The organism is Runella sp. R0.1_18, from assembly GCF_057652155.1.
In genome coordinates this window covers 1-22,958 of the sequence record NZ_JBYFCK010000004.1, presented here as the reverse complement: position 1 = coordinate 22,958, position 22,958 = coordinate 1, and the positions used below count along the sequence as shown (strand labels likewise).

At 43.7% G+C, this 22,958-nt stretch carries 23 protein-coding genes; 11 read left to right on the top strand and 12 right to left on the bottom strand.

Annotated features, from left to right (window positions below):
• Window positions 1–16 precede the first annotated feature (16 nt).
• Entirely contained in the window at window positions 17–727 is a 711-nt protein-coding gene (locus AC23P2_RS08035; protein ID WP_487772711.1) for an RDD family protein, read from the bottom strand.
• Between the two features lie 112 nt (window positions 728–839).
• Here AC23P2_RS08035 and AC23P2_RS08030 point away from each other — a divergent pair, with 112 nt between their 5' ends.
• Window positions 840–1,778, top strand: a complete 939-nt coding sequence (locus AC23P2_RS08030) for a stage II sporulation protein M (protein ID WP_487772710.1) — start codon at window positions 840–842, stop codon at window positions 1,776–1,778.
• A gap of 63 nt (window positions 1,779–1,841) precedes the next feature.
• Window positions 1,842–2,723, top strand: a complete 882-nt coding sequence (locus AC23P2_RS08025) for a hypothetical protein (protein ID WP_487772709.1) — start codon at window positions 1,842–1,844, stop codon at window positions 2,721–2,723.
• A gap of 72 nt (window positions 2,724–2,795) precedes the next feature.
• Here AC23P2_RS08025 and AC23P2_RS08020 read toward each other — a convergent pair whose 3' ends face one another.
• Window positions 2,796–4,115 carry a serine hydrolase domain-containing protein gene (locus AC23P2_RS08020; RefSeq protein WP_487772708.1) on the bottom strand — a complete coding sequence of 440 codons (1,320 nt, stop codon included), beginning with the start codon at window positions 4,113–4,115 and terminating at the stop codon, window positions 2,796–2,798.
• A gap of 31 nt (window positions 4,116–4,146) precedes the next feature.
• Window positions 4,147–5,421 carry a hypothetical protein gene (locus AC23P2_RS08015; RefSeq protein ID WP_487772707.1) on the bottom strand — a complete coding sequence of 425 codons (1,275 nt, stop codon included), beginning with the start codon at window positions 5,419–5,421 and terminating at the stop codon, window positions 4,147–4,149.
• A gap of 149 nt (window positions 5,422–5,570) precedes the next feature.
• Between AC23P2_RS08015 and AC23P2_RS08010 the strand changes: the two genes are divergently transcribed.
• On the top strand, window positions 5,571–7,007 hold the full coding sequence (locus AC23P2_RS08010) for an energy transducer TonB (RefSeq protein WP_487772706.1): 1,437 nt from the start codon (window positions 5,571–5,573) through the stop codon (window positions 7,005–7,007).
• A gap of 169 nt (window positions 7,008–7,176) precedes the next feature.
• Here the strand turns inward: AC23P2_RS08010 and AC23P2_RS08005 are convergent, their stop codons facing one another.
• The 3 genes from AC23P2_RS08005 to AC23P2_RS07995 form a co-directional block, all read right to left on the bottom strand.
• Window positions 7,177–7,599 carry a hypothetical protein gene (locus AC23P2_RS08005; protein ID WP_487772705.1) on the bottom strand — a complete coding sequence of 141 codons (423 nt, stop codon included), beginning with the start codon at window positions 7,597–7,599 and terminating at the stop codon, window positions 7,177–7,179.
• 37 nt (window positions 7,600–7,636) lie between these two features.
• On the bottom strand, window positions 7,637–8,074 hold the full coding sequence (locus AC23P2_RS08000) for a hypothetical protein (RefSeq protein ID WP_487772704.1): 438 nt from the start codon (window positions 8,072–8,074) through the stop codon (window positions 7,637–7,639).
• Window positions 8,075–8,235: 161 nt separating this feature from the next.
• The gene (locus tag AC23P2_RS07995; RefSeq protein WP_487772703.1) at window positions 8,236–9,669 is read right to left on the bottom strand and encodes a mandelate racemase/muconate lactonizing enzyme family protein; all 1,434 of its coding nucleotides are present in this window, start codon (window positions 9,667–9,669) and stop codon (window positions 8,236–8,238) included.
• Window positions 9,670–9,895: 226 nt separating this feature from the next.
• Between AC23P2_RS07995 and AC23P2_RS07990 the strand changes: the two genes are divergently transcribed.
• Window positions 9,896–10,810: an RraA family protein gene (locus AC23P2_RS07990; protein WP_487772702.1), complete on the top strand. Its 915-nt coding sequence runs from the start codon at window positions 9,896–9,898 to the stop codon at window positions 10,808–10,810.
• 3 nt (window positions 10,811–10,813) lie between these two features.
• On the opposite strand, the gene AC23P2_RS07985 is transcribed toward AC23P2_RS07990, so the two are convergent.
• The 6 genes from AC23P2_RS07985 to nadB all read right to left on the bottom strand — a co-directional run bounded on the left by AC23P2_RS07985 (window position 10,814) and on the right by nadB (window position 18,242).
• The gene (locus AC23P2_RS07985) at window positions 10,814–11,998 is read right to left on the bottom strand and encodes an RNA/DNA-binding domain-containing protein (protein WP_487772701.1); all 1,185 of its coding nucleotides are present in this window, start codon (window positions 11,996–11,998) and stop codon (window positions 10,814–10,816) included.
• Window positions 11,999–12,004: 6 nt separating this feature from the next.
• Window positions 12,005–13,870, bottom strand: coding sequence for a COR domain-containing protein (locus tag AC23P2_RS07980; RefSeq protein WP_487772700.1), 1,866 nt, complete (start codon window positions 13,868–13,870; stop codon window positions 12,005–12,007).
• 743 nt (window positions 13,871–14,613) lie between these two features.
• Entirely contained in the window at window positions 14,614–15,018 is a 405-nt protein-coding gene (locus AC23P2_RS07975) for a PIN domain-containing protein (RefSeq protein ID WP_487772699.1), read from the bottom strand.
• Complete coding sequence (locus AC23P2_RS07970; RefSeq protein ID WP_487772698.1) at window positions 15,015–15,254, bottom strand: hypothetical protein; 240 nt, start codon at window positions 15,252–15,254, stop codon at window positions 15,015–15,017. Before AC23P2_RS07970 ends, AC23P2_RS07975 begins: the two co-directional genes overlap by 4 nt.
• A 14-nt stretch (window positions 15,255–15,268) precedes the next feature.
• Entirely contained in the window at window positions 15,269–16,513 is a 1,245-nt protein-coding gene (locus AC23P2_RS07965) for a DUF5690 family protein (protein WP_487772697.1), read from the bottom strand.
• Between the two features lie 145 nt (window positions 16,514–16,658).
• Window positions 16,659–18,242: an L-aspartate oxidase gene (nadB, locus tag AC23P2_RS07960; RefSeq protein ID WP_487772696.1), complete on the bottom strand. Its 1,584-nt coding sequence runs from the start codon at window positions 18,240–18,242 to the stop codon at window positions 16,659–16,661.
• Between the two features lie 276 nt (window positions 18,243–18,518).
• Between nadB and rplM the strand changes: the two genes are divergently transcribed.
• The 7 genes from rplM to AC23P2_RS07925 all read left to right on the top strand — a co-directional run bounded on the left by rplM (window position 18,519) and on the right by AC23P2_RS07925 (window position 22,904).
• A complete protein-coding gene (gene rplM / locus AC23P2_RS07955) occupies window positions 18,519–18,962 on the top strand; it encodes a 50S ribosomal protein L13 (RefSeq protein ID WP_028524896.1) in 444 nt (147 codons plus the stop codon).
• Window positions 18,963–18,964: 2 nt separating this feature from the next.
• The gene (gene rpsI, locus AC23P2_RS07950; RefSeq protein WP_122933529.1) at window positions 18,965–19,351 is read left to right on the top strand and encodes a 30S ribosomal protein S9; all 387 of its coding nucleotides are present in this window, start codon (window positions 18,965–18,967) and stop codon (window positions 19,349–19,351) included.
• A gap of 186 nt (window positions 19,352–19,537) precedes the next feature.
• Window positions 19,538–20,344 carry a 30S ribosomal protein S2 gene (gene rpsB, locus AC23P2_RS07945; RefSeq protein WP_487772695.1) on the top strand — a complete coding sequence of 269 codons (807 nt, stop codon included), beginning with the start codon at window positions 19,538–19,540 and terminating at the stop codon, window positions 20,342–20,344.
• 204 nt (window positions 20,345–20,548) lie between these two features.
• A complete protein-coding gene (tsf, locus tag AC23P2_RS07940) occupies window positions 20,549–21,388 on the top strand; it encodes a translation elongation factor Ts (protein WP_472487248.1) in 840 nt (279 codons plus the stop codon).
• A gap of 195 nt (window positions 21,389–21,583) precedes the next feature.
• Window positions 21,584–22,204, top strand: coding sequence for an RNA polymerase sigma factor (locus AC23P2_RS07935; protein ID WP_487772694.1), 621 nt, complete (start codon window positions 21,584–21,586; stop codon window positions 22,202–22,204).
• A 24-nt stretch (window positions 22,205–22,228) separates the two neighbouring features.
• Window positions 22,229–22,432 carry a hypothetical protein gene (locus tag AC23P2_RS07930; RefSeq protein WP_037301054.1) on the top strand — a complete coding sequence of 68 codons (204 nt, stop codon included), beginning with the start codon at window positions 22,229–22,231 and terminating at the stop codon, window positions 22,430–22,432.
• A 1-nt stretch (window position 22,433) separates the two neighbouring features.
• A complete protein-coding gene (locus AC23P2_RS07925) occupies window positions 22,434–22,904 on the top strand; it encodes a mechanosensitive ion channel family protein (protein ID WP_487772693.1) in 471 nt (156 codons plus the stop codon).
• The last annotated feature ends 54 nt before the right edge of the window (window positions 22,905–22,958 follow it).

The following is a 22,958-nucleotide window of genomic DNA, read 5'->3' as shown; positions in this document are numbered from 1 at the left end:
ATATTTAAAAACCGATTTACTGTTCTTCTTTGTTTGCTAAATGTGCATAATCGTTGACAACTGTCAGCAAAAATGTACGGTGTTCCAACGGTGCAGTTATTTCCAATACTTCTGCTACTTTTTCCGCTGTCCGTTCCAAGAGTTCGTCATTTGATGTACGCAACACCTGACGGATTGTTTCTATATCAGTATCTTTGAGCTGATTGGCTGTAGTATAGGTTACCAAATAGTCGTCGGGTAGCTCTTGGTACACAACCTGGCTGAGGGTCACACGCTTGGTGGTTTTGACCACTGTTGTTCCCGCCGCGATGTCCCCAATTCGTTGTCCTTTCCCGTTGGCCGCAATCGTAATAATGGCCACCAATGGCGTCAAGATTTCGGTATCAACCAATATCAACAACCATCGTAATAGGTATGCTCCCAACGTGGGTGGGCTCCCATCAAGCAACACTACCCTGATCCGCATCGCACGTTTACCGAGGGTTTGACCATTCAAAAAATACTCTGTTAAAATTGGGTAGAGCATGATTGGCAAAACAACGATTACAATCATCACAAATGTGCTTGTGCTGCCTCCTCTGCCCATTGCACCGTAGGCGACTATCCAAGCAATCACCCAACCAATGTAAATAAGGCGGTCGATGAGGTTGGCAGCGATACGTTCACCAATGCTCGCAGGCTCATACTCTAAATCGACATTTTGGGAGGTTTGGATTCTAACAGACATATTTTTATAAAGAGTGTGTAAACAATTAGCAAATGAGTGAGGAGTTTTTCCTAACTTTTGCGCAAAATAGAAAAATCAGGCAGTTAGTTACTACTTCATTTGCGCATTTTTCATGAAAGAAGCCGTATTTGTAAAACGTAATACCGAAAAGTGGCAAGCGTACGAATCGACGCCCACCCACGATCCCGACCAACTCACCGAACGGTTTATCGAACTGACCGACGACCTTTCGTACGCTCGGACGTTTTACCCCAAGGCAAACGTGACGCGCTACCTCAATGGCATCACGGCACAGTTTCACCAAAAACTTTATTCCAACCGCCGCGAAGACCGCAACCGTGTTGCCCGTTTTTGGCGCGAAGAGCTGCCACTGCTCATGTACGAATCGCGGTTTAAGCTCTTGTATTCGTTTGTGTTTTTCATGGGTGCTTGCGTGTTGGGTTGGGTTTCAGCTGCCAACGATGACACCTTCGTTCGGCTTATTTTGGGGGATGCTTACGTTAATCAAACCCTCGAAAACATCAACAATGGTGACCCACTGGCCATTTATGGCCACACAGGCCAAGTAAGTATGTTTTTACAGATTACTTTTAACAACATTCGGGTTTCCTTTGTGGCTTTTGTATTAGGCATTTTTTATTCGTTTGGTACCATTGTCATTTTGTTCAAAAATGGGGTCATGCTTGGTGCTTTTCAGTTCTTTTTCTTTGAACGTGGACTACTTCTCACTTCCGTACTAAAAATTTGGATTCACGGGACGCTCGAAATCTCAGCCATTGTGATTGCAGGCGCGGCAGGCTTGGTGATGGGGCACAGTTTGCTGTTTCCTCGCACCTATAGCCGACTCGAATCTTTCAAGCAAGGTGCGAAAAAAGGGGTAAAAATCGTCATTGGTCTGGTACCTATTTTTGTCACCGCAGGCTTTCTCGAAAGTTTTGTTACACGCCTCACCTTGCCCGCTTTTGTTAGCGGAAGCATTATTTTGGTTTCGGCCGTGTTTATTGTTTGGTACTTTGTGATTTATCCTCGACAGATTTATCAGCGGAATTAGGAACTTCCCGAAAGTGGAAAACTTTCGGGAAGTTTACATACATTTTTTTTAATCTAAACTCCAATGAAACCACCAATTATCCTTCTCCAACAACGCGATTTTGGGCAAAAAATCAACGCGACGTTCGACTTTGTTGTTCAAAACTTCAAACCATTGGCCATTAGCCTTTTATACATAGCAGGCCCGCTTTCGTTGGTGGGTGGTTTTTTTATGGGCTCCTACCAATCGGGTATCTTAGAAATGCAAAAAAGCGTACTCGAAAGTGGCTCTTCTTCTTTTGATGGTATCTATCAAATGGTAGGAACCGTGTTTTTGTTGAGCTTTTTTTTGATTTTGGCCAACATCATTTCATCTCTTGTCATTGGGGCTTACTTTCTGGAATACGAAGCAGGCAATCGAAACATTACCCCCGAAATCGTCTGGAGTCGCTTGAAAGGCTACATTGGCAAAGCGCTCATTTTCAACTTTGTGATGGGTATAGCCGTTGTCGCGGGCATCGTATTTTTCTTACTTCCTGGCATTTATCTGGGCGTTACACTTTCGCTGATGACCATGATATTGATGCGCGAAAACCTCGATTTGGGCGACACTTTCCGTCGCTGTTTTTACCTTATTAAAGATAAGTGGTGGTCCACGTTTGGGCTTCTCTTTGTGATGGGTATTGTGTCATCCATCATTGGATACGCTTTCCAGATTCCGACCCTTATCCTGACAATCATGAGTTCGTTGCAGGTTAAGCTGGCAAACACCGAAGTGTTGATGACCATTAGCGGGGTCATTGCCACCGTCGGAGGTGGGCTGGTACGCTCATTGGTCCTGATCGCCATCGTGTTTCAGTACTACAATTTAGTCGAGCGCCGCGAAGGCTCAGGCATCATCAACGCCATCGACAATATCGGCAAAACTGACACCCCCCGCACCGATTTACGCGAAGAGGAATTTTAAAGGGCAAGGGGCAAGGACATAGATTCCTCCTGCCCTCGGAATGACAAAGAACTACCCTTTGCCCCTTGCCTTCTATTTATCGTCCAGTGCTTGATAGATGATTAAATCAAACTTTCGGTCGAGTTCGCCGCCCATGCTGGTAGGCCACATTTGCTTCATTAATACGGCACAAATTTTCTCTTTTGGGTCGGCAAAGTAATGCGTACTGAAGGCCCCGCCCCAGCTAAACGTCCCGACGCTGCTGTAAATATCATTGGCGCGCCCTGCTTCATTAATTACGCTGAAACCCAAGCTGAAATAATTGCGTGGGTCGGGGAATAGCGTACCGCTTTGGTTGGTATTGGTAAACAACTCCACTCCTCGGCGACTCAATAAGCGTTTGCCGTTGTAGGTACCTCCGTTGAGCAGCATTTGCAAGAAAACCGCGTAGTCGTAAGCCGTACTGGTGAGCCCGCCACCGCCCGAAAAATACGATTTAGCCCCTTTAATGGGATAGTCGGGGTCGCTTCCAAGGTTATTGAGTGAGCCTTTGACAAGGGTTTTCTCTTTGGTTTCGGAATAAATCGGAACCAAGCGGTCTTTCTTGGCATCGGGCAAATAAAAATGCGTGTCTTTCATCCCCAACGGCTCAAAAATGTGCTTCTGAAAATACTGTTCCAACGTTTCGCCAGATACAACTTCGACCAAATATCCTAACACGTCGGAACTGAGGCCGTAGGTCCATTTTTCACCTGGCTGATGCGTAAGGGGAAGTTTGGCTAATTTCTTGATGTTTTCGCCAATGGTTAAGTTTTTGGTCGTAAAGGCATCCACAATACCCGCTTTTGAATACACTGCCTTGATGCGGTCGTCGCTCCCGATAGCGTTGTAATTAATCCCTGACATGTGCGATAACAAATGCCGAATCGAAATTTCGCGTTTGGCAGGAACGGTCGTGAAGGTGCTGTCTTTGGGGTTAAATTGGTCAATGACTACGGGTTTGGCAAATTCAGGAATGTACTTACTGATGGGGTCGTCGAGCATAATTTTCCCTTCTTCGTGAAGCATCATCACAGCCAGCGACGTAATGGCTTTGGTCATGGACGCGATGCGGTACATCGCATCTTTACCCAAAGGCTTGTTGGCATCGAGGTCGGCTTTCCCAAAGGCTTTGTGGTAAACGATTTTTCCGTCTCTAACCACAATTGCTGCTACCCCAGGAAATGCACCTTTGTCGATGTACGACTGCAAAACTCCGTCCATGCGGTTGAGTCGCTCACTCAGCATTCCTACCGTTTCGGGAGCAGCGGCAGTCAGCAAAGGAGGTTTTTGTTGGGTACCTGTTTGGGCATACAACGATACGGCAGTCAACGTCACAAACGCAGAAGCCCGAACAAAAGTCAGAAGGTTCATATGATTGGTTAAGGTTTGATAGTCAGTAAAGTTATACTGCTATTAAGTCATTTGCAAACTCCTTAAAGGACTTAATTTGATAGTGGCTTTGCACCAAACGATTAAGGGCTCGGTAAGTAGGCGAAGATAGGTTTTTGAAGATATCCGCCAATTGCTCCGTAGAACGCACGTCGTTTTGAGGAGCAAGTTCAATCAAGTGTCGGTCGTTTTGGTATTGATGAATAAAACCGTACAAACTCAAGCCGTCCTGGGAGGTATAGCCAAAATCAAGCATAAATGAAGGCGTATCGGTAAAACAAGCCTCCAAGCCCATGGTCGTACCCATGTGAAAAAAAGCGTCGGCGTTCGCAATTTTCTCAAATTTCTCCAAAATATGACTGTCCTTGACCGACAAATCCAGCGTTCGGAAACCGTCATCCATCACCACATTGGGCAAGCTACGAAGAGGCGCGTACAATTCCCAATTACCCTGCACAGGATACGGACGCACCACCAGCTTCAAATCAGGGCGGGCTTGTTGTAGGGTTTCGGCCACTTGTTTGACCACACTCACTTCGTCACGAACAAGGTCAACGACACCAATGGCACAGCCCACATAGACGTAAGGAAAATCGTAGGTACGGGGCAACTGAGCAGCTACCTTGCGGTATTCGTGAATGTAGGCAAACTGACTGGCACCCACCACACTCGCCCGCAAGGACGATACGTGTTGCAAGTGCATCAAATCTTCGCGGATGCGCTCGTTCCAACATACGTAGGTAGCGCGCGACGAAAAACAGGTATGTTTACAAGCATGGTCCCAGCTATAGACATAGACCTTCACAGGATGATTTTCGTGAACCAAACGCGCCATCAAGAAATCGTCGGCAATGGCCGTAAAACACACAAACTGGTCAATGCCCGTGAGGTCGGTTTGGGCTCGGTACTGAAGTCGGTTCAGGTAAAAATCGTAAGAAATAATTTTGGGTAATCGACGCACCCACGCCAAAATTTGGTGGTTTTTTTTCAGCACAGCAGCGTCCGTAGCAAGCGATGCTTTAAAGAGTTCCATCAAAAAGAAATTGTGACGACTTTCAGGAATTTGTCGGAAAAGGATGTAGAGTTTTATCCAAAGGCTATTCCACCAGCCTCCCTTTTTCTCATTGATGAGTCGAAACTCCACGCCCGCGGGCAAATGACGTAAAATCTCCTCTTTGTTCTCAGGGCGACCAAAGATGGTAACTTCGTGCTGCTGGGCAACTTCCGTAATAACTCGCCGCACATCGTTGCGGAAATCAAAAAAAGAAACGACAAATCCGATTTTCATGGGTAATGTTTGTGGTACGGACGTCACATCCGTAAATATCACCACAATAAAAGTATAAATTACTCATACCCCCAAACACCTTCCATCAAGAAAAATTTGGCACATTATTACTGTTGTGTTAGTTTTACGTTCAAACAGTCATCAAACGTATGAAAAAAATAGCCTTCCTTATCCTATGCGTTGTAAACGTAGCAGCCAACGCTCAAACCATCTTTCAGGCCCAAGAAGTCGATAAAGCCGCTACTCCTCAAGGGGGTATTCCATTGTTTCAAGAATACGTCAAGGCCAATTTACAGGTACCCTTTGCCAGTCGGGTGGCGGGAGTCAAAGGACGCGTTTTTTTGAGCGGGGTAGTAGAACCCGACGGAAGTGTGTCGGAATTAAAGATTGTCAAAGGACTTCAACCCCAAGCCGATAAAGAAGCGTTGCGGGTAGTGGGTTTGTATCGAGCATGGCAACCTGCACTCAAAGACGGGAAACCCGTACGACAAGCGTTTAATTACTCAGTCGTTTTTCCCGACAATCCTATCACCAATTACGACAGTACTTCGCACAGCTTGGTGGATTATTTCAACGACAAATTTCAATATACCCAAGAACCGAAGGAATACCACTTCCGCCGCTTGATTCCTGTTGATAATAACGGGGTAGTGGCTGCGGACGTAGTTTTTGAAGAATTCAAGAAAAAAGAGTGGAAACCGTATATGTCGGCCACGTACTCCAAAAAACCGATGATGTACAAAATATATCACGAGAACAAATTAGACTCGTTGCCTGCGTACCGTATCACAGCTCGCGACCAAAACTGGAATTCGTACGTACCCGAAATGATATTTCAAACCAATGGTCAGTTGCTTTCGACAACAGAGTACCAAGGCGGAGGTTTTCAAGAAGTGAATCATGTACACTATTACCCCAGCGGAATGCTGAAAGAACAACTAATGGCGGATGGCGCTAACCAAATGTTGGTACTTTGGCACGACAATGGTCAAATCGCGGAAGTGATTCGACGTGAGCGCCCTCAAGCAATGGCACCAATGGAAGAACAGATTATGGGGCTTTGGTCAAAAACGGGGCAGCAATACGTCAAAGACGGTAACGGCTGGGCAGTAAAACAAGAAAAAGAAGCAACAAGTCAGGGGCAGTTAGTAAATGGACATAAAGAAGGAAGATGGATTTCAAAGCTGGCAGATAGCACGCTGTACATTGACGAATTTTACTCAGCAGGAGTATTGACCAAAGGTACAATTTACGACAAAGGCGACGTACGAACATACACCGAGGCTGGAGTAAGCCCTCAATTTAAAGGAGGATTGCCCGCATTAGGACAGTTTTTAGCCAAAAATCTACGCTACCCCGCAGAAGCTTCCCGTAGAAGTGTTTCGGGAAAAGTATATCTAACGTTTGTGGTTTGTGAAGATGGCTCTTTGTGTGATTACGAAGTAATAAAGGGCATCGGAAGCGGCTGCGACGAGGAAGCTTTACGAGTGGTAAAAGAAATGAGTGGGAAATGGCAGCCAGGCGTCCAGCGTGGTAAAAAGGTACGGGTGAAGTATAATTTGCCCGTTACTTTTATTCTAAATTGATTGGGGGTAACGTATTAAAATATGGAACTACGATCTATTGCTCCAGAGGAGCTACATCTTAGTAGAAACTATGAATAATGGCAGAAATGAAGCCCCATCGGGGTGACATCTTGCACCGATTGATGGGTTTTAACCTTATAAAAACAGCACTATAAAAACGAGGCAATCATTAAAGTCGAGCGTAGCGATTTCGCCCACCCGAATTGCACTGATTAAGAATCAATTGGTCGTTTTCTAGTTCCAAATACCACGTATCACAAGCCAAGCACAACACCAACGCACACGAAGGATTAGGAGCTAGTTTTTCTTTCGGTTCGATGGTAAACTTTTTACCCTGATACACCAAATAGCTGGGAACGCAACAAGCAGGCAAGCCGTTGGCATCAAGAATGACCCCGTCATACCGTATTTCCATGACATAGCCATCTTTGGAGGCAATAGGTTCCCATTGTTTTGCATCGCCCGCCTGCTTTACGGCATTGAGCATCCATTTTCCAACGACAGGTTTTATCTCTTCAGGGGCGAGGCGCTTTTCATCACACGACCCTAATATCACCATTGCTAAAAAAAACAGTAACCCTTTCGCTTTCATTCATTTATCTGTTTTAATATTCAACAACTTACACTTTTTAAATCTTGACATACCGAACCCGTGCTAATCCATTACAATAACTAACCGTTAGTACGTTGTCTTGCAAATCCATGTGCCATGTTTCACAATAAACACAATTAATCAACGCGCACATCGGATTGTCCGGAACTGTTTCTTTGGGGACAATACTAAATTTCTTGCCATTTATAGTAAGATACAGAGGGCCACAGCAAGTAGATAAACCTTTTGAATCAAGAACGACACCATCATAGCGGATTTCAAATTCGTGTTGACCGCTTTGGGTAACATATTCCCATTCCTTTTTGTCGGCTCGCTCAACGGCAGTCACTCGCCATTTTCCCACCAAAGGCTGTATTTTTTCGGGGGAAAGCTGTTTTTCTTTGCACGAGAAAATACCTAAAACAAGAAAGAAAACCCAGACATTATCCGTGAAAATCCGTTCAATCAGCGTCATCCGTGTTCCATTTTTTACCAATGACGCCTAAACCCGCCAAATAGTTGGAAACAAAAAAGCGTCAGCCGATTTTCATCGACCAACGCTTGATTTGATTCGGGTTGTGAGCAACCCTCAGCACGGATTCGACATTCTGCCCTCAACCACTCGACACTCCAAAACTAGCTCCAATCTCTGTCCCACGAATCTTTGGTATTCCATTCATCAGTGGGAGCAAACCATTTCTGGTCTTTTATCAAAAACTTCTTCGCTACTTCTTCGTTGAGCTCTACCCCTAAACCTGGCTTGTTAGGAACAGGGGCAAATCCGTTGACAACCAAAGGCTTGTTGCCCGTTACGATATCTTCCCAGCCTTCCACGTCCACGCCGTGATGTTCCAATGCCACGAAGTTTTCGGTAGCGGCGGCACAGTGTACGTTGGCCATAAATGAAATCGGACTACCTGCAAAGTGCATCGCCATCGGAATGCCGTGTTCTTCGGCGTAGTCTCCAATTTTTTTCGTTTCCAAAATCCCGCCTGATGAAGCCAAGTCGGGATGAATCATATCAACGGCTTTGGCGTTGATGAGTTTAATAAACTCTTCTTTCAAGAAAATATCCTCGCCTGTGAGCGTAGGGGTTTCAATAGCGTCCGAAATTTGTTTCCATTGGTCGGTATAAAACCACGGCACCAAATCTTCGAGCCACGCCAACTGGTACTTTTCAACGGCTTTACCCAAGCGAATGGCCGTGTTTACGTCAAAATGCCCGAAGTGGTCGGCCGATACAGGAATGTTGTATCCCACACCTTCCCGAATTTTGCTGACGTATTCGGCAATATACTCCAAGCCTTTATCTGTAATCTGAATCCGTGTAAAAGGGTGTTTCGTCATGCCGTAGTTTCCTACGGTTTTGGTCTTGTTGTCACGCTGCGAAAGTTTCCAAACATTGTCCCCAATGAGCATACCAGGCTTCCCTGCCAATAGTCCAATCCCAAAGTCCATCTTCAAAAAAGTATAACCTTTGTCGAGGCGCGTTTCTTTGAGTTTTTTGGCAAAAGTAGAAGGGTCGCTGATTTCTGGCGTATCGGCGTAGAGGCGAACTTCATCGCGGTATTTTCCACCAAGCATTTGATAAACAGGCACATTATACGCTTTCCCTGCCAAATCCCACAATGCCATTTCTACCCCGCATACACCACCCGCAGCGCGCCCATGTCCGCCAAACTGTTTAATTTCTTTAAAGATTTTCTCGACGTTACACGGGTTTTGGCCCAACAATCGACTCTTGAGCATTAGGGCGTAGTTGGGACTAGCGCCGTCACGTACTTCTCCCCAGCCGACCAAGCCTTGGTTGGTATCTATGCGAATAATAGGGCTTTTAAACGGTACTCCCTGCAAATGAGCAATGCGCATATCGGTGATTTTTAGCTCCGAAGGCTTGGAATCACGTTTTACTTTTTGGGTAATAAACTCCATTTCTTTTTCGGGCTTTCCCTCAAACATCAAGCCCATAGATAATCCGCCAAGTAAGCCTTTGCGTAAAAAGTCGCGGCGATTGTTTTCGGAAGCGGTGTGGGAATCGGGCAACTTAAAACGTTGTGTAAATTTTTTCATTGGGGTTTGTCAATTAGGTGCGTACGCACGGTTAAGAGTTATTGTTAAGGCTACAAGATTAGGTCAATTTTTTCTAAAAATATTTCAAAAATCACCGATGGAAAAAGATAGAAGTGTGAGAGACAAAATTGTCGGTATTTTGTAAATACCAAGCCCCCTACCCCCGATGGGGGAATTAATACAACTAAACAAATCTCCCCCATTGGGGGTGGGGGGTCTGATTATCATGAAAAAAGTTATCCAAGCCCTTTTCTTGGCGGCAATGAGTTCTCCGTTATTTGCCCAAATTCAAGCACCCAAAGAGCTTATCCAGTTTTATACCCAAGAGTGGAAAGGGGAGCGCTTCCCCGATGGCCGTCCGAAAGTCCCCGATGAAATTGTGAAACGTTTGGCCAATGTATCTATCGAAGAAGCGTGGGGAATCATGCGGGGCGATGGCTACAACAACCAGTTTGAGGGTAATTTTCAAATCATCCACCCCGAAAAGCCGCTCGTTGGCCGCGTACTTACGGCGCAGTACATGCCCGCCCGCCCCGACATGGAGAAACCCATCAAAGAAAAAGGCAAAGCCGAAGGCCGCAAAGGCAACACCAACTCATGGCCCATCGACGCACTCCAAATCAACGACGTCTATGTGGCCGATGGCTACGGCAAAATCATCGACGGAACGCTCATTGGCGATAACCTTGGCAACTCAATTTATGCCAAATCCAAAACAGGCGTGGTGTTCGACGCGGGCGTGCGCGACTTGGAAGGACTCAGCGCCATTGATGGTTTTGTAAGCTTTACGCGGGGCTACGACCCCTCTGCCATTAAAGACATGACCATGACCTGCATCAACTGCCCCATCCGCATCGGTCGTGCGTCGGTGTTGCCAGGTGATTTGGTATTGGGCAAACCTGAAGGCGTCATTTTTATTCCCGCGCATTTGGCCGAAAAAGTGGTGAATCAGGCCGAGTTTATTGCGTTACAAGACGAATTTGGGCACAAAATGCTCCGTGAAAATAAATTCACCCCTGGCGAAATCGACATGAAATGGAGCGACGCCATCAAAAATGCCTTCCGCGAACACGTAAAAACCCGCTCAGGAAAAGTCTATCTGACGAGCGAGCAGATTGAGAAGTTTTTGGCGCGGGAGTAACAGTTAAGGGCGACTCAAAATCACCTTAAATTGCTGTCCTTCCGAATCATTGATAAACTCCGTGGCAGGGTGTTCTTTTAAAATTCGGCTGATGCCCGAGCCTAAACCACGGTAGGGCAGCAGTTTGGTAGCATAACTCAACAAGATGGGATTGCGGGGAACTGCATTCCCATTTTTTATTTGTTCCACCGTCAAATGGTTCGGAAGTACGCCAGGGCTAATAATTTCGACGCGATTTTGGAAAACAAATACCCTGATAGGGCTCGTTTTGCCATAGTCGCGGTGAATAAGCGCATTTACGAGCGCTTCTTCTAACGCTACTTTGGAGATTTCCAGCATACCTTGACTGTTGAAGCTGGCTCCTTGGGGTTGTTGTTTGTGCAAATTGACCATAATAAATGCCAAACTTTGATCAAACTGACGGTCTAATCCGCCCCCAATGTCGGTACTCGAACGATAAGTCGTGTCGCCTAGTTCGTTACCAAAAAAACTAACGCATTTCACCTCCAATACTGGTCGGAAACGTTGCGGATTTTTACCAAAAAATAACAAACCGACGAGGTTGAGTTGCTGCTTTTGAGCAATTCCCAAGTTATTCAGAAAGGTCTCAAAATGCTGTTGGGTTTCTTCTAAATGGGCTGAAACCGATTTCCCTTCGTGCTGCGCCTCGAAATATTCATACAGTTTGATTCGGTCCAATTCGGTATCAATGGCAGCGCCTCGAATGGCCAACTCTTCAATGTGATACGAGCCACTCGCTTGAAACATCCTCGATAGCTCTTCCTGCGATACGCTGCGTTTGTCGGCTCCCGCTCGCATGAGATACTTGCCCGATTTGGTTCGGTAGGGCTTTTGGTTGCCCTCTTCAATGTAAATGACCACGACAGGCTTGTCATCAACAAGCAAAGTTTGGCTTTGGGGGAAGAGTGCAGGAATGCAGTTTTCGGAGGCCGTATTTGAAATATGATTGTTGAGTGATTTTAAGTTTTCTACTCCTACCACTTTTCCTGCTCCGTGGTCATCTTCAGCAATACCGATTAGAATGTAGCCACCTTTTCCGTTGGCAAATGCCACCATTTCCTCCGCTAAACTTTCCGCGTTTTTGACTTCGGTTTTAAACTGGGTGAAGGTGTCTTCGCCCGTACGAAGCATCAATCGTAAATCGGTCTCTGTGATAGGAAAGTGCATACGTGTTTATCCCCAATTATCAGGTTTTATGAAGTCCTGAAAGCTATTGTCTTGGAGCAAATTTACTATTCTTTGTTGTAATGAATCAAACTTTTCTCCAAACGATACACCGTCTAAGGCCGTTTTGGTTGCCCATTTTACGGCTTCTTCGCTGGCTATTTTGGGTAGGTTTTTGGCCGTTTCTTTCAATTGAGCCAACACGCCTTTGGCTTTCTTGGGACTTTCCGCTTTTTGGAGTTCTTTTAAATCGGTGATGAGTTGGTTGAGTAATGCTTGATTTTGCTCGCTAACCGCTTGATTAAAGCTCCAAAGTTCGTCGGATAAACTCAAAGCTTCTACTTGCCAAAATTGTATTTGGTTAGCACCACGCATATCGTAATAGCTTCCCTGAAAGTTTTGAATAATAGCTTGTTGCGTCTTCGACGGAGTTTCAAACATCCCGAGTAGGCGGTCGATGTTGTAGTCATTTCCTTCTTCGTCGGTGTATTCGATTTTTCCTTTGTGTTTTTGAGCTATCAATACCCGATACTTGACAGACGTATCATAACGAGTATCCAAGCCAATCATTTCATCCACTTTTAGCCCAGGATAGCGTTCGTGAAACTCTCGAAATAGTTGTCTGATTTCGATAAAAAACTCCCGACGATGTGTGCCTTGTACCCAAATATCAATGCGATTTCGAGTATCGGTTTGCATGACCAATGCGGTTTGAACTTCGTCGGCTTCGTTTCGCTCAATCACAATGCCTTTTTGCCAGTAAAAATGCCCCTGAACCCACCCAAAAGTGCGCGCAATAAAACTGCTAATAGCTCCTGCTGGAATGTGGGTTTCGTACCGAAAAAAGAAATGTAATGCCTCTTTTTTAAAATCCTCGGGCTTAAATCCAATGGGATAGTCGCTCCGAAAGGCTTGAGGAATAAAAATTTCTTGCGTATCGGGATTGACGTAACCCAAATAAAATCGACGAATCATTTCAATCAAATACCCATAATGCTGTTTGGGGTATTGGAAGGTATGAGTGTCGGTTTTGTACAAAATTCGATTAAAATCTTTCTCCGAAATGACCCCATTTTGTTGGTGGGTATATTCGGAAGTGAGAATACGATACACCCCGTCACTCAGCCATTCGGGATTCAAAATGTGCAGGTGACGCGTGTGCATTTCATCAAAATAACGCACCGTACCCAGTGAATCCAAAATTTTGAGTAAAGGCTCGTCGGAGGCTAATTCTAGGTTTTTCTCGCGGCAGATAGCTTCGTAACGCTCATGGGTAATGTAGGGTTCGTCTTTGAAGAAGCGGCTTTCTAAATAGTTTTTTACCTCAAAATAGTTTTGGGGAACAATTTGGCGAATGTTAGGCATCAGGAGCAATTCGCGAATGATATTGCTTTCTAACGCTTGCACTGCAGGTAAAAAGAATGGGTCATTCTGTTCGTGTACTCGCCGAATAGACGTTTTATGAATACCTCGCACCATACTTTCTCCCGATTCGGTTCGATATTCGGCCCGTAGCTGGGTCTCATTGATACTTCCGTTGTTTTCGTCCATACGATTGATGACGATGATTACGGGAGAATTGGGTGCATAGCTACGAATCTGTTCTAAATACTTGTCGGGCTGTTCATCTTTACGGGCATTGAGGACGACCACATACAACGTTTCTTGGGTTAAAAAAAACTTATGCACGGTACTTTGAATTTCTTGCCCTCCAAAATCCCAAATATTAATTCGGTAGGACATACCTGACTCGTCCGCAATTTCCCACGGTTCTATCCTAATTCCCTGTGTAGTTTTAGTTTCTCCAAATGGCCTCCCCAGCAGGTAGTTCATCAACGTCGTTTTTCCCGCATCCGGCTCGCCGATGATGACCATTTTGGCTTCGTTGAGAGGACGTTTGCCTTTTTGTTCTTCTTTTTCGAGATTGTCTAAATAGTCTAGGACAGCTTGATTGCCTTGGTGGATGGCTGTTACAAGATTGGGGTCGAGAGGGTTTCCGTAGAGATTGATAGTACTTGAGATAAACTCTTTTTCATATTTTACAGGGACTTTTTGTTCAATTAAATGTCTGATTGGGCGTATATCGGTAATTAAATTATTTCTAAGATCAGAGGAACGGATGTTTTTTAATGATTCGAAAAAAGATATATTATCTAAAAAATTATTACTTAAATTTAATCCTTGAAGATTTACAAACCTACTTAGCTCAATAAAATTAGCTTTTGGGTTATTACTTAAGTGAAGACTAAATAGATTTCTCCCTTGTATAGGCGTTAAATATGTAAATTTATTGTAGTCTAAAACAAGTGTATGTAAGTTATTAAGATATTTAAGAGGCTCTAAATCTAAAATTTTATTATTATTTAGAAATAGCATTTCTAATTTCTGTAATTCTTTAATAGTTTCAAGATTATTGATTTGATTATGTGATATTATGAGTGAGTTTAAATTTTTGAAATGCCTTAATGGGCTCAAATCTGAAATTCCTTGTGCGACTGCTTGTAGAAAGGTAACATTATTATTATCATCAATTGTATATTGACTTTTACTAATCTCAATTCCCCAATAGTCCTCTAACTCCACTATTTGTTTTGGCTTCATGGCAGTTCTGTACAAATTTAAAGAGTCCAATTATCAATACTAAGCTCGTTAATCCTTTGAAAGTGGTTGGTGTTGTTAGTAATGAGCTGTAAATCATGAGCAATAGCAATACCAGCAATAAGTGTATCAGTATGCCCAATCACAGTGCCTTTTTTTCGTAAATCAGCTTGAATGACAGCCGCAATTCTTGTAGCTTTAATAGAAAGGGGAATTACGCGATTAAGTTGTACAAAGTCCTCAAATTTTTTTAGCTGTTTTTGGGCATCTTTGTATAGTAATCCGTTAAGAATTTCGTAGTAAGTGATAATACTTAAATTGATGACATCATATTCCTCAAGATAAGTTTCTACATTTTGACTAACATTAGGATTGCCTCTTAAAAATTCGGAGAGTACATCTGTATCTAACATTGAAGGCTTCATAAATCATTGGGTCTGTCAAATAACTCTTTGCGACTTTTCTGTATCTCTGAAGCAAACTCTTGATAACTTTCTTCCGACATATCACTAAAGGCTCCTGCAAAAGAGAGTATCTTTTTACGTAATCGACTGTTTTTTTTATGGGGTGTCAAAGAATGTACATATTCATACACATCTTCCAGTTTATCTACTGGAACGTCTTGTATCTCCTTCAAAATCGTATTCAGTGTGATAGTCATGTCATTACCCAGTTTTATTGTAAACTTACATACTTTCGCTTAAAAAACCCAAACGATACCACCACCAACACCACATATACCACCGCCAAAATATAGCCTCCGTAGATAAAGAAATCCAAGAAACTGATGTTGGGTTGACCGAAGTTTTTGTAGAGCAGCACCAGTACCGTTCCCAAATAACCCCACCAATCGGCGAGTGTTACCACAAAACTCACCGTACTCACGTATTTAAAAGAAGCTACAAAACGCTCAAAATAAAGGCCATTACAAGGCACGTACGCGAGATATAACCCCACGCCCGTCAGCGTAAACCATACCCCTGCCGAAAGCATTCCTTGCTGGTACATCCACGTACTAATGCCCACGGTAAGCCCTCCCGCCACCAAAAGTACATTGATAAGCATAAACGCTTTCCAGTTGTCTTTCACCCAGCGCAAAGTTCCCATCAAGATCAAGATAAAAACCGACACAAAGGTTTCGGTTTGGGTAAAAATAAGTGGGTCGTCAACGCCCGCAGTTTTGAGGATTTCGGGCGCAAAATTGTCGCGGAAATCGCGAAAAGCCGTCAAGAAAACGTACGAGACAATCAAGGTAATCAACCCTACCGAGAAAGTTTTGATAAAACGACTACGGTCGGCGGCATTCATCGGCGCTCGCTCAGTACGTTCGGCGCGGTCTTCGTCCGAAGGGGCAGGCAATTTGGCCAATGCCCAAACGGCCAACACGAGCGGTACGGCAAACATCAACCCTGTCAAAAAAGGCATCCAAAACTCCGAAATGCCATTGTTGAGCAAGGTTTTACCAACGGTTTTTACAAATCCAGACGCAAAAATAAACGAAGCCGTAAGCCCCGCCACGAGGGCGTCGGTTTGACGGCGTCCTTCCAAAAAACCCAAAACCGTTCCGTACACCATTCCCAGCGGCAGCCCGTTGAGAAACAAAAAAGGAATATTATAAGGTGCTGGGACAAGGGCAAAACCCAGCAGGGCAAGTTCGGCAAACCCCACAAACGACAACAAATAAATGGCGCGTTGCGCAGGTTTCATTTCCGAAACTACCTTAATACCAATAAGTTTGGAAAGCGCGTAGCCGAATACTTGCAAAGTAATCAGCCAAATTTTGTAGTTAATTCCCCAGAAAACCATCCCATCAAAAGTAGCGGCGGTAATCCCTCGTCGGAAAGCGTACATGCAGGCATAAGCACAAAAAGCAGCGGTAGCCCCCCAAAGCATGAGGCGGGATTCTGAAGGTCGTTTCATAAAAAGGGTTTAGAAATAGTAAAAAAATGGGTGCTTGTTGATAAACACCCAAAAATAGTAAAATCTATGTTGCGGCAATGTTATTCTTCCAAACTGGTTTTATAGCCGATTAACCAACGGGAAACCATCAACCCAAAACCTTAAATTATTTTTTCACATGGTCTTGATTAAAATGCAACCCCACATTCTCCCGCCGCGCCATCGCCATTTTTAGTACCAAATACGATACGTTAATCATATTGCGAAGCTCCATAATCGGCACCGAAACTTTCGACTGCCAGTAGAGCTCTTCGTGTTCTTTATAAATCAATTCCACGCGGTCATGTGCACGTTTCAAACGACGGTTAGTGCGTACAATCCCGACGTAGTTCGACATAATCGCTTCCAATTCTTTGGTCATTTCGGTCACCAAAATCGCCTCCTCAGGATGCGAAGTTCCCTCGTCATTCCATTCGGGAATGTGGTCTGGGATGTACGCATCTGCCAAGTTTTCGATGGTTTTAATAAACGCACGGTGCGCAAACACCACCGCTTCCAAGAGTGAGTTAGATGCCAAACGATTGGCCCCGTGTAAACCCGTACAAGCACATTCACCAGTCGCGTACAAAAAGAAAATATTGGTTTGTCCAAACTCATTGACTTTGATTCCGCCACACATATAATGCTGCGCTGGCACGACAGGGATATAGTCTTTACGAACGTCGATACCCAGTTGTTCTTTACAATAGGCAGTGATGTTGGGAAAGTGTTCAATGAATTTTTCGTAATCACAATGCGTCACGTCGATATAAACGTGGTCATCACCGTACTTTTTCATTTCAGAGTCAATAGACCGCGCTACAATGTCACGCGGAGCGAGCGACAAACGTGGGTCATAGTGTTCCATAAAGGTTTCCCCTTTTTTGTTGCGCAGTATTCCCCCAAAACCCCGAACGGCTTCCGAAATCAAGAAGTTAGGCTTTTTACCTGGTTGGTAAAGTGCCGTTGGGTGAAACTGAATAAACTCCATGTTATCGCAAACGCCCTTAGCGCGGTAGGCCATTGCAATGCCATCGCCTGTTGCAATGCGAGGATTGGTTGTATTTTGGTAAATATTGCCAATGCCTCCCGTAGCCAACATGGTCGTTTTGGCCAAAAACTTCTCCACTTTCCCCGTTTTGGTATTTAGTACATACGCACCAAAACATTTAATATCATCGCGGTGGCGATAGACTGTTTCGCCCAAATGGTGTTGCGTAATCAAATCGACGGCGAAGTAATGCGTAAATATCTGAATAGAAGGATGGCGTTTTACCTCATCGAGCAATGCCCGTTCGATTTCCGCTCCCGTAGCGTCTTTGAAGTGCAAAATTCGGTGATCAGAATGCCCACCCTCTTTGGCCAAATCATAGTCGCCGTCAGCTTCTTTGTCGAAGCGCGTTCCGTACGAAATCAGCTCCATAATGCGTTCGGGGGCTTCTTTGACCACAATCTCAACGATGTTTCGTTTACTAATGCCACCTCCAGCCACCATCGTATCTTCGATGTGCTTTTCAAAAGAATCTTCTTCCGACCACACCGCCGCAATACCCCCTTGGGCGTATTTGGTGTTGGTTTCATCGGCTTGTACTTTAGTGATGACAGCAATAGAAACTTTTTCTTGTTGGGCATCAAAATGGCGCGCCAACTTGGCGGCGTAGCTAAGGCCCGCAATCCCCGAACCTACCACTAAAAAATCAAACTGAGGCATATTGATGTAGAATGACGAAGTTTTGAAATACGAATGTTAAAGTCTTAATAAAACCAAAACTACCAATGCAGCGGCAGCTGTACAGGTGGTGATTACTTAGAAATGGCACAGCTGTCTGCGCCTGCAAGGATAAAGAATAAATCAGTAAAAATTTAATTTTTTGAATCATTTTGTGTTTCAAAAACCAAACCGCTATATTTGCAGTCCGATTTTCGCCTCATAATGCCCGTTTATATAGTTAATTAATTGATTTTCAACGAAAAAACACTTAACAAAGTGGATACACTCAGTTACAGAACCGTTTCGGCTAACGCTGCTACCGTACAAAAGGAATGGATAGTAGTAGATGCTAAGGGTGAAGTTTTGGGTCGTTTGGCTAGCCAAATTGCCAAAATTTTACGCGGTAAGCACAAGCCGTATTTCACTCCTCACGTAGATTGTGGAGACAATGTAATTGTCATCAATGCCGATAAAGTGCGTTTGACTGGCAAGAAAATGACCGACAAAGAATACGTTCGCCACACAGGTCACCCAGGTGGTCAGCGTTTCGCTACTCCGCGTGAAATTTTGGCCAAACAACCACACAAAGTCATTGAAATGGCAGTGAAAGGTATGTTGCCAAAAAATCGTCTTGGTCGTAGCATTTACACTAATTTGCACGTGTATGCAGGTGCAGAGCACCCACATGCCGCTCAACAACCGAAAGAAATTAAATTTTAATCATGGAAGTTACTAACACAGTAGGTAGAAGAAAAACATCCGTAGCTCGCGTTTACGTATCAGCCGGAGAAGGCAATATCAAGGTGAATGGCCGTGAGTTTGCTGAGTACTTCCCAATCGAAACGCTCCAAATCATTTTGAAGCAGCCTTTGACAACCGTTAATGTAGCTTCAAGTTATGATATTAAAGTGAACGTTCGCGGTGGTGGTGTTCGTGGTCAAGCTGAGGCAACTCGCATGGCGATTGCTCGTGCATTGTGCGAAATCAATGCTGAGTTCCGTCCAGCCCTTAAGAAGGAAGGATTCTTGACACGTGATGCTCGTATGGTTGAGCGTAAGAAATACGGTCGCGCGAAGGCTCGTCGTCGTTTCCAATTCTCGAAACGCTAATACCTTTCAATTTGAAAATTGGAAAATTAGTAAATTTGAAAATTAAAGGCTTACAATTCACCCATTTTCAAATTACCGAATTATCAAATTTTCAAATTAGCCAAGTCCAGACTGCGCTTATGGTGTCCGTTGCGTGGTGCTGCGTATTTAAAAAATTTCTAACAACATTTACATTTAGCTAATAAAATGGCACAATTAGAGTACAAAGACCTGTTGGATGCAGGTGTACACTTTGGTCACTTGACACGTAAGTGGGATCCTCGTATGGCTCCATACATTTTCATGGAGAAAAACGATATCCATATCATTGACCTTAATAAAACAATCGCATCACTTGACGAAGCTTGCCAATACGTAAAAGGCGTAGTTCGCTCAGGCCGTAAAGTGATGTTTGTAGCTACTAAAAAGCAAGCACAAGAAATCGTGTCGGAAGAAGCACGTCGCTTGAAAATGCCATTCGTAACCGAACGTTGGTTAGGTGGTATGTTGACAAACTTCGCTACCATTCGTAAGTCATTGAAAAAAATGCAGAGCTTGGAGAAGTTGTTGGGTGACGAAGCTACTGCAAGCAATATTGCAAAGCGTGAGCGCCTTATCAAAGGTCGTGAGAAAGATAAGTTGGAGCGTTTGTTGGGTGGTGTAGCTGATTTGACGCGCTTGCCAGCAGCTTTGTTTGTAGTAGATGTGAAGCGTGAGCACATTGCTGTAGCTGAAGCAAAACGTTTGGGTATTCCTGTTATCGCAATGTGCGATACAAACTCAAACCCTAATGAAGTAGATTTCGTAATCCCCGCAAACGACGATGCTTATAAGTCAATCTCATTGATTACCCTTGCCATTGGTAAGGCAATCGAAGAAGGACTCATCGAACGTAAGCAAGAGCGCGATGACGCACGTATGGCCGAAGAAGAAGACGCGAAGCGTTCGGAAGACACAGGTTCAGAAGCGCCAGCCGCCAAAGCTTCAGTAGCAAAAGCAACTGACGAGGACTAATAACTCAATATATATACCACCGCTTCGGCGGCGGTCGGATAGCCCGTAGCTGCTCATAGGCTATGGGCTATTCCGTTTAACGATTTCATAAAGTAAGGGGTGAAACAAATGCAAAACCGATTGCGTAGTTTTACCAAGTCGCTTATTTTATTGGAAGTCAGAACTTATTAATCATTAAATTACTAAAATTAACTTTTATAAAAAATGGCAATTACCGCAGCAGATGTAAACAAGCTCCGCCAAATGACTGGCGCTGGTATGATGGATTGCAAAAAAGCCCTTACCGAAGCAGATGGTGATTTTGAGCAAGCGGTTGACATCCTTCGTAAACAAGGTCAAAAAGTAGCAGCCAAACGCGCTGATAACGTTGTATCTGAAGGCGTAGTATTGGTTCATGTAAGCCCTGATGGCAAAAACGGCAAAATCGTTGCATTGGCTTGCGAAACTGAACCTGTATCAAAAGTAGAAAGTTTCCAAAATTTGGCCATGAATATCATGAGCCAAGCAGTAGCTACGAATGCTGCTGACAAAGAAACACTTTTGGCAACTCCTCAAGCCGACGGTCAAACACTTCAGGAGCTTATCACAGAATTGATTGGTAAAATTGGTGAGAAACTTGAAGTTATAGGTTACGAAAACGTAACAGCCGACGCGATTAGCTCATACATTCACTCAAACAACAAGCGTGGTGTATTGGTCGCATTTGATGGCGTAACTGAAGGAACTGACCTTTCAGAAGTAGGCCGTGACATTGCGATGCAAATCGCAGCCATGAAGCCAATCGCAGTGGATAAAGGCGATGTGGATGCAGCTGTCATCGAGCGCGAAATCGAAATTGGTAAAGAACTAGCCCGCAACGAAGGCAAAGCAGAAGCAATGCTTGAGAAAATCGCCATGGGTCGTTTGAACAAATTCTATAAAGAGAATACTTTGTTGAACCAAGAATTTATCAAAGATGGTTCTTTGACAATTTCTCAATTATTAGACAAAACTCAAAAAGGTCTTACAATTAAGGCATTCAAGCACATCGCTATCGGCGCCTAGTTTATTCCTTTTAGATATAATTAATACCCTCAGAAAATTATCTCTGAGGGTATTTTTATTATATAAATAAACGTATTTGGCTTATTAAATAGCCATAACGAGCAAAATTAAATGCCTCATTGTGTGCAGTGTTAGAAGATTTTCTGTATTTTACTTCAATTTTTCTTGTTACTCTAAACCTATCTTACCGTCCTAATGAGCGTACACTCAATTGGAATGAATCACTATACCGACGAGCAGTTGGTGCGCATGTATGTTGACACGCAACGCAACACTTTTTTTGAAGCACTTTATGAGCGATACGCTGATAAGGTGTATAGGAAGTGTCTGTCTTTTGTGAAAGACCAGGCAAAAGCGGAGGACTTTACCCACGATATTTTTCTAAAATTAATCGTACGGATTGGCACGTTCAAAGAGTCTTCAAAATTCTCTACTTGGTTATTTTCTATTACCTACAACTATTGCATGGATCAGTTGAGGTTAACTAAGAAAATGGCCGAAGATGAATTGACCGAAACAATTGACGTAGCCGAAGATGGAGATGATATTGAAGAAATAGAAATGGATGCCAAACGTCTTCGTCAGGCTTTGGATGGAATTTCGCACAAAGAACGAACAATTCTACTCATGAAGTATCAGGATGACTTTAGTATCAAAGACATCGCCGATACATTTGGGTTGACTGAAAGTGCCGTTAAAATGCGACTAAAACGCACAAAAGAAAAGCTCAAAAAACGCTATCTCGAAGGCGCGATGTTCACAATGCTGATTATAACCAAATTAACCATCTTAGTAAAATGGTGGTTGAAACACTAAAAGTAGGAATACTAAAATCGCAAAATGAATAATCCTTTTTTCGACATCGACCCCGACGATAAGGTACCCGAGTCGCTAAAAAAAGCAATCGTATCAGAAATTGACACGATTAGAAACACCATGGAGCTTGTAACGCTCTATGTGGGGCATTTTTTTAGTGCCGCTGGTGCCATGGCAAGCAATGAGCTAAATAAAGCTGTACCTAATCAAGACAAAACCTCTAGCTAGAATGAAACAATTACCCAACCTCACCGAAATACTCATTAGTACGCTTACCAAACTGATCAATCAATTTGTAGAGTTCGTCCCTAGATTTATTTTTGCTGCTTTCATTTTGTTGATTGGATATGCCGTCGCTAAAGGGTTAGCAGTGATTACAAGTAAGGTGTTAGCACGCGTAGGGTTTGATAAAATTGGTGATAAACTCAACGAAGTTAGTATTGTAAAACAACTTCAAACAGAAATCAAACTAAGCCATATTGTATCAAAGGTTTTGTACTATTTCATTATGCTTGGTTTTATTACAGATGCTACGCGGACATTGGGCGTCGGTGCTATTACAAGTTTGGTAGAAAAACTTGTCAATTTTGTACCTCAACTCATCGTTGCTGCCATCATGCTTCAAATTGGGGTATTGGTATCAGAAGCCATTAAAAATGCAGTAGTATCTATTTGTAATACTAAATTTAAACTAAGGTGACGTATTTTTAATATAAGGGAAACAGGTTAAAGAAATAACCTTTTGAGCAGATTC

Excerpts from the sequence above, each read along its gene's own strand:
- AC23P2_RS08035 (WP_487772711.1), bottom strand. The coding sequence starts at position 727 with ATGTCTGTTAGAATCCAAACCTCCCAAAATGTCGATTTAGAGTATGAG.
- AC23P2_RS08030 (WP_487772710.1), top strand. The coding sequence starts at position 840 with ATGAAAGAAGCCGTATTTGTAAAACGTAATACCGAAAAGTGGCAAGCG.
- AC23P2_RS08025 (WP_487772709.1), top strand. The coding sequence starts at position 1,842 with ATGAAACCACCAATTATCCTTCTCCAACAACGCGATTTTGGGCAAAAA.
- AC23P2_RS08020 (WP_487772708.1), bottom strand. The coding sequence starts at position 4,115 with ATGAACCTTCTGACTTTTGTTCGGGCTTCTGCGTTTGTGACGTTGACT.
- AC23P2_RS08015 (WP_487772707.1), bottom strand. The coding sequence starts at position 5,421 with ATGAAAATCGGATTTGTCGTTTCTTTTTTTGATTTCCGCAACGATGTG.
- AC23P2_RS08010 (WP_487772706.1), top strand. The coding sequence starts at position 5,571 with ATGAAAAAAATAGCCTTCCTTATCCTATGCGTTGTAAACGTAGCAGCC.
- AC23P2_RS08005 (WP_487772705.1), bottom strand. The coding sequence starts at position 7,599 with ATGAAAGCGAAAGGGTTACTGTTTTTTTTAGCAATGGTGATATTAGGG.
- AC23P2_RS08000 (WP_487772704.1), bottom strand. The coding sequence starts at position 8,074 with ATGACGCTGATTGAACGGATTTTCACGGATAATGTCTGGGTTTTCTTT.
- AC23P2_RS07995 (WP_487772703.1), bottom strand. The coding sequence starts at position 9,669 with ATGAAAAAATTTACACAACGTTTTAAGTTGCCCGATTCCCACACCGCT.
- AC23P2_RS07990 (WP_487772702.1), top strand. The coding sequence starts at position 9,896 with ATGAAAAAAGTTATCCAAGCCCTTTTCTTGGCGGCAATGAGTTCTCCG.
- AC23P2_RS07985 (WP_487772701.1), bottom strand. The coding sequence starts at position 11,998 with ATGCACTTTCCTATCACAGAGACCGATTTACGATTGATGCTTCGTACG.
- AC23P2_RS07980 (WP_487772700.1), bottom strand. The coding sequence starts at position 13,870 with ATGGTCATCATCGGCGAGCCGGATGCGGGAAAAACGACGTTGATGAAC.
- AC23P2_RS07975 (WP_487772699.1), bottom strand. The coding sequence starts at position 15,018 with ATGAAGCCTTCAATGTTAGATACAGATGTACTCTCCGAATTTTTAAGA.
- AC23P2_RS07970 (WP_487772698.1), bottom strand. The coding sequence starts at position 15,254 with ATGACTATCACACTGAATACGATTTTGAAGGAGATACAAGACGTTCCA.
- AC23P2_RS07965 (WP_487772697.1), bottom strand. The coding sequence starts at position 16,513 with ATGAAACGACCTTCAGAATCCCGCCTCATGCTTTGGGGGGCTACCGCT.
- nadB (WP_487772696.1), bottom strand. The coding sequence starts at position 18,242 with ATGCCTCAGTTTGATTTTTTAGTGGTAGGTTCGGGGATTGCGGGCCTT.
- rpsI (WP_122933529.1), top strand. The coding sequence starts at position 18,965 with ATGGAAGTTACTAACACAGTAGGTAGAAGAAAAACATCCGTAGCTCGC.
- rpsB (WP_487772695.1), top strand. The coding sequence starts at position 19,538 with ATGGCACAATTAGAGTACAAAGACCTGTTGGATGCAGGTGTACACTTT.
- tsf (WP_472487248.1), top strand. The coding sequence starts at position 20,549 with ATGGCAATTACCGCAGCAGATGTAAACAAGCTCCGCCAAATGACTGGC.
- AC23P2_RS07935 (WP_487772694.1), top strand. The coding sequence starts at position 21,584 with ATGAGCGTACACTCAATTGGAATGAATCACTATACCGACGAGCAGTTG.
- AC23P2_RS07930 (WP_037301054.1), top strand. The coding sequence starts at position 22,229 with ATGAATAATCCTTTTTTCGACATCGACCCCGACGATAAGGTACCCGAG.
- AC23P2_RS07925 (WP_487772693.1), top strand. The coding sequence starts at position 22,434 with ATGAAACAATTACCCAACCTCACCGAAATACTCATTAGTACGCTTACC.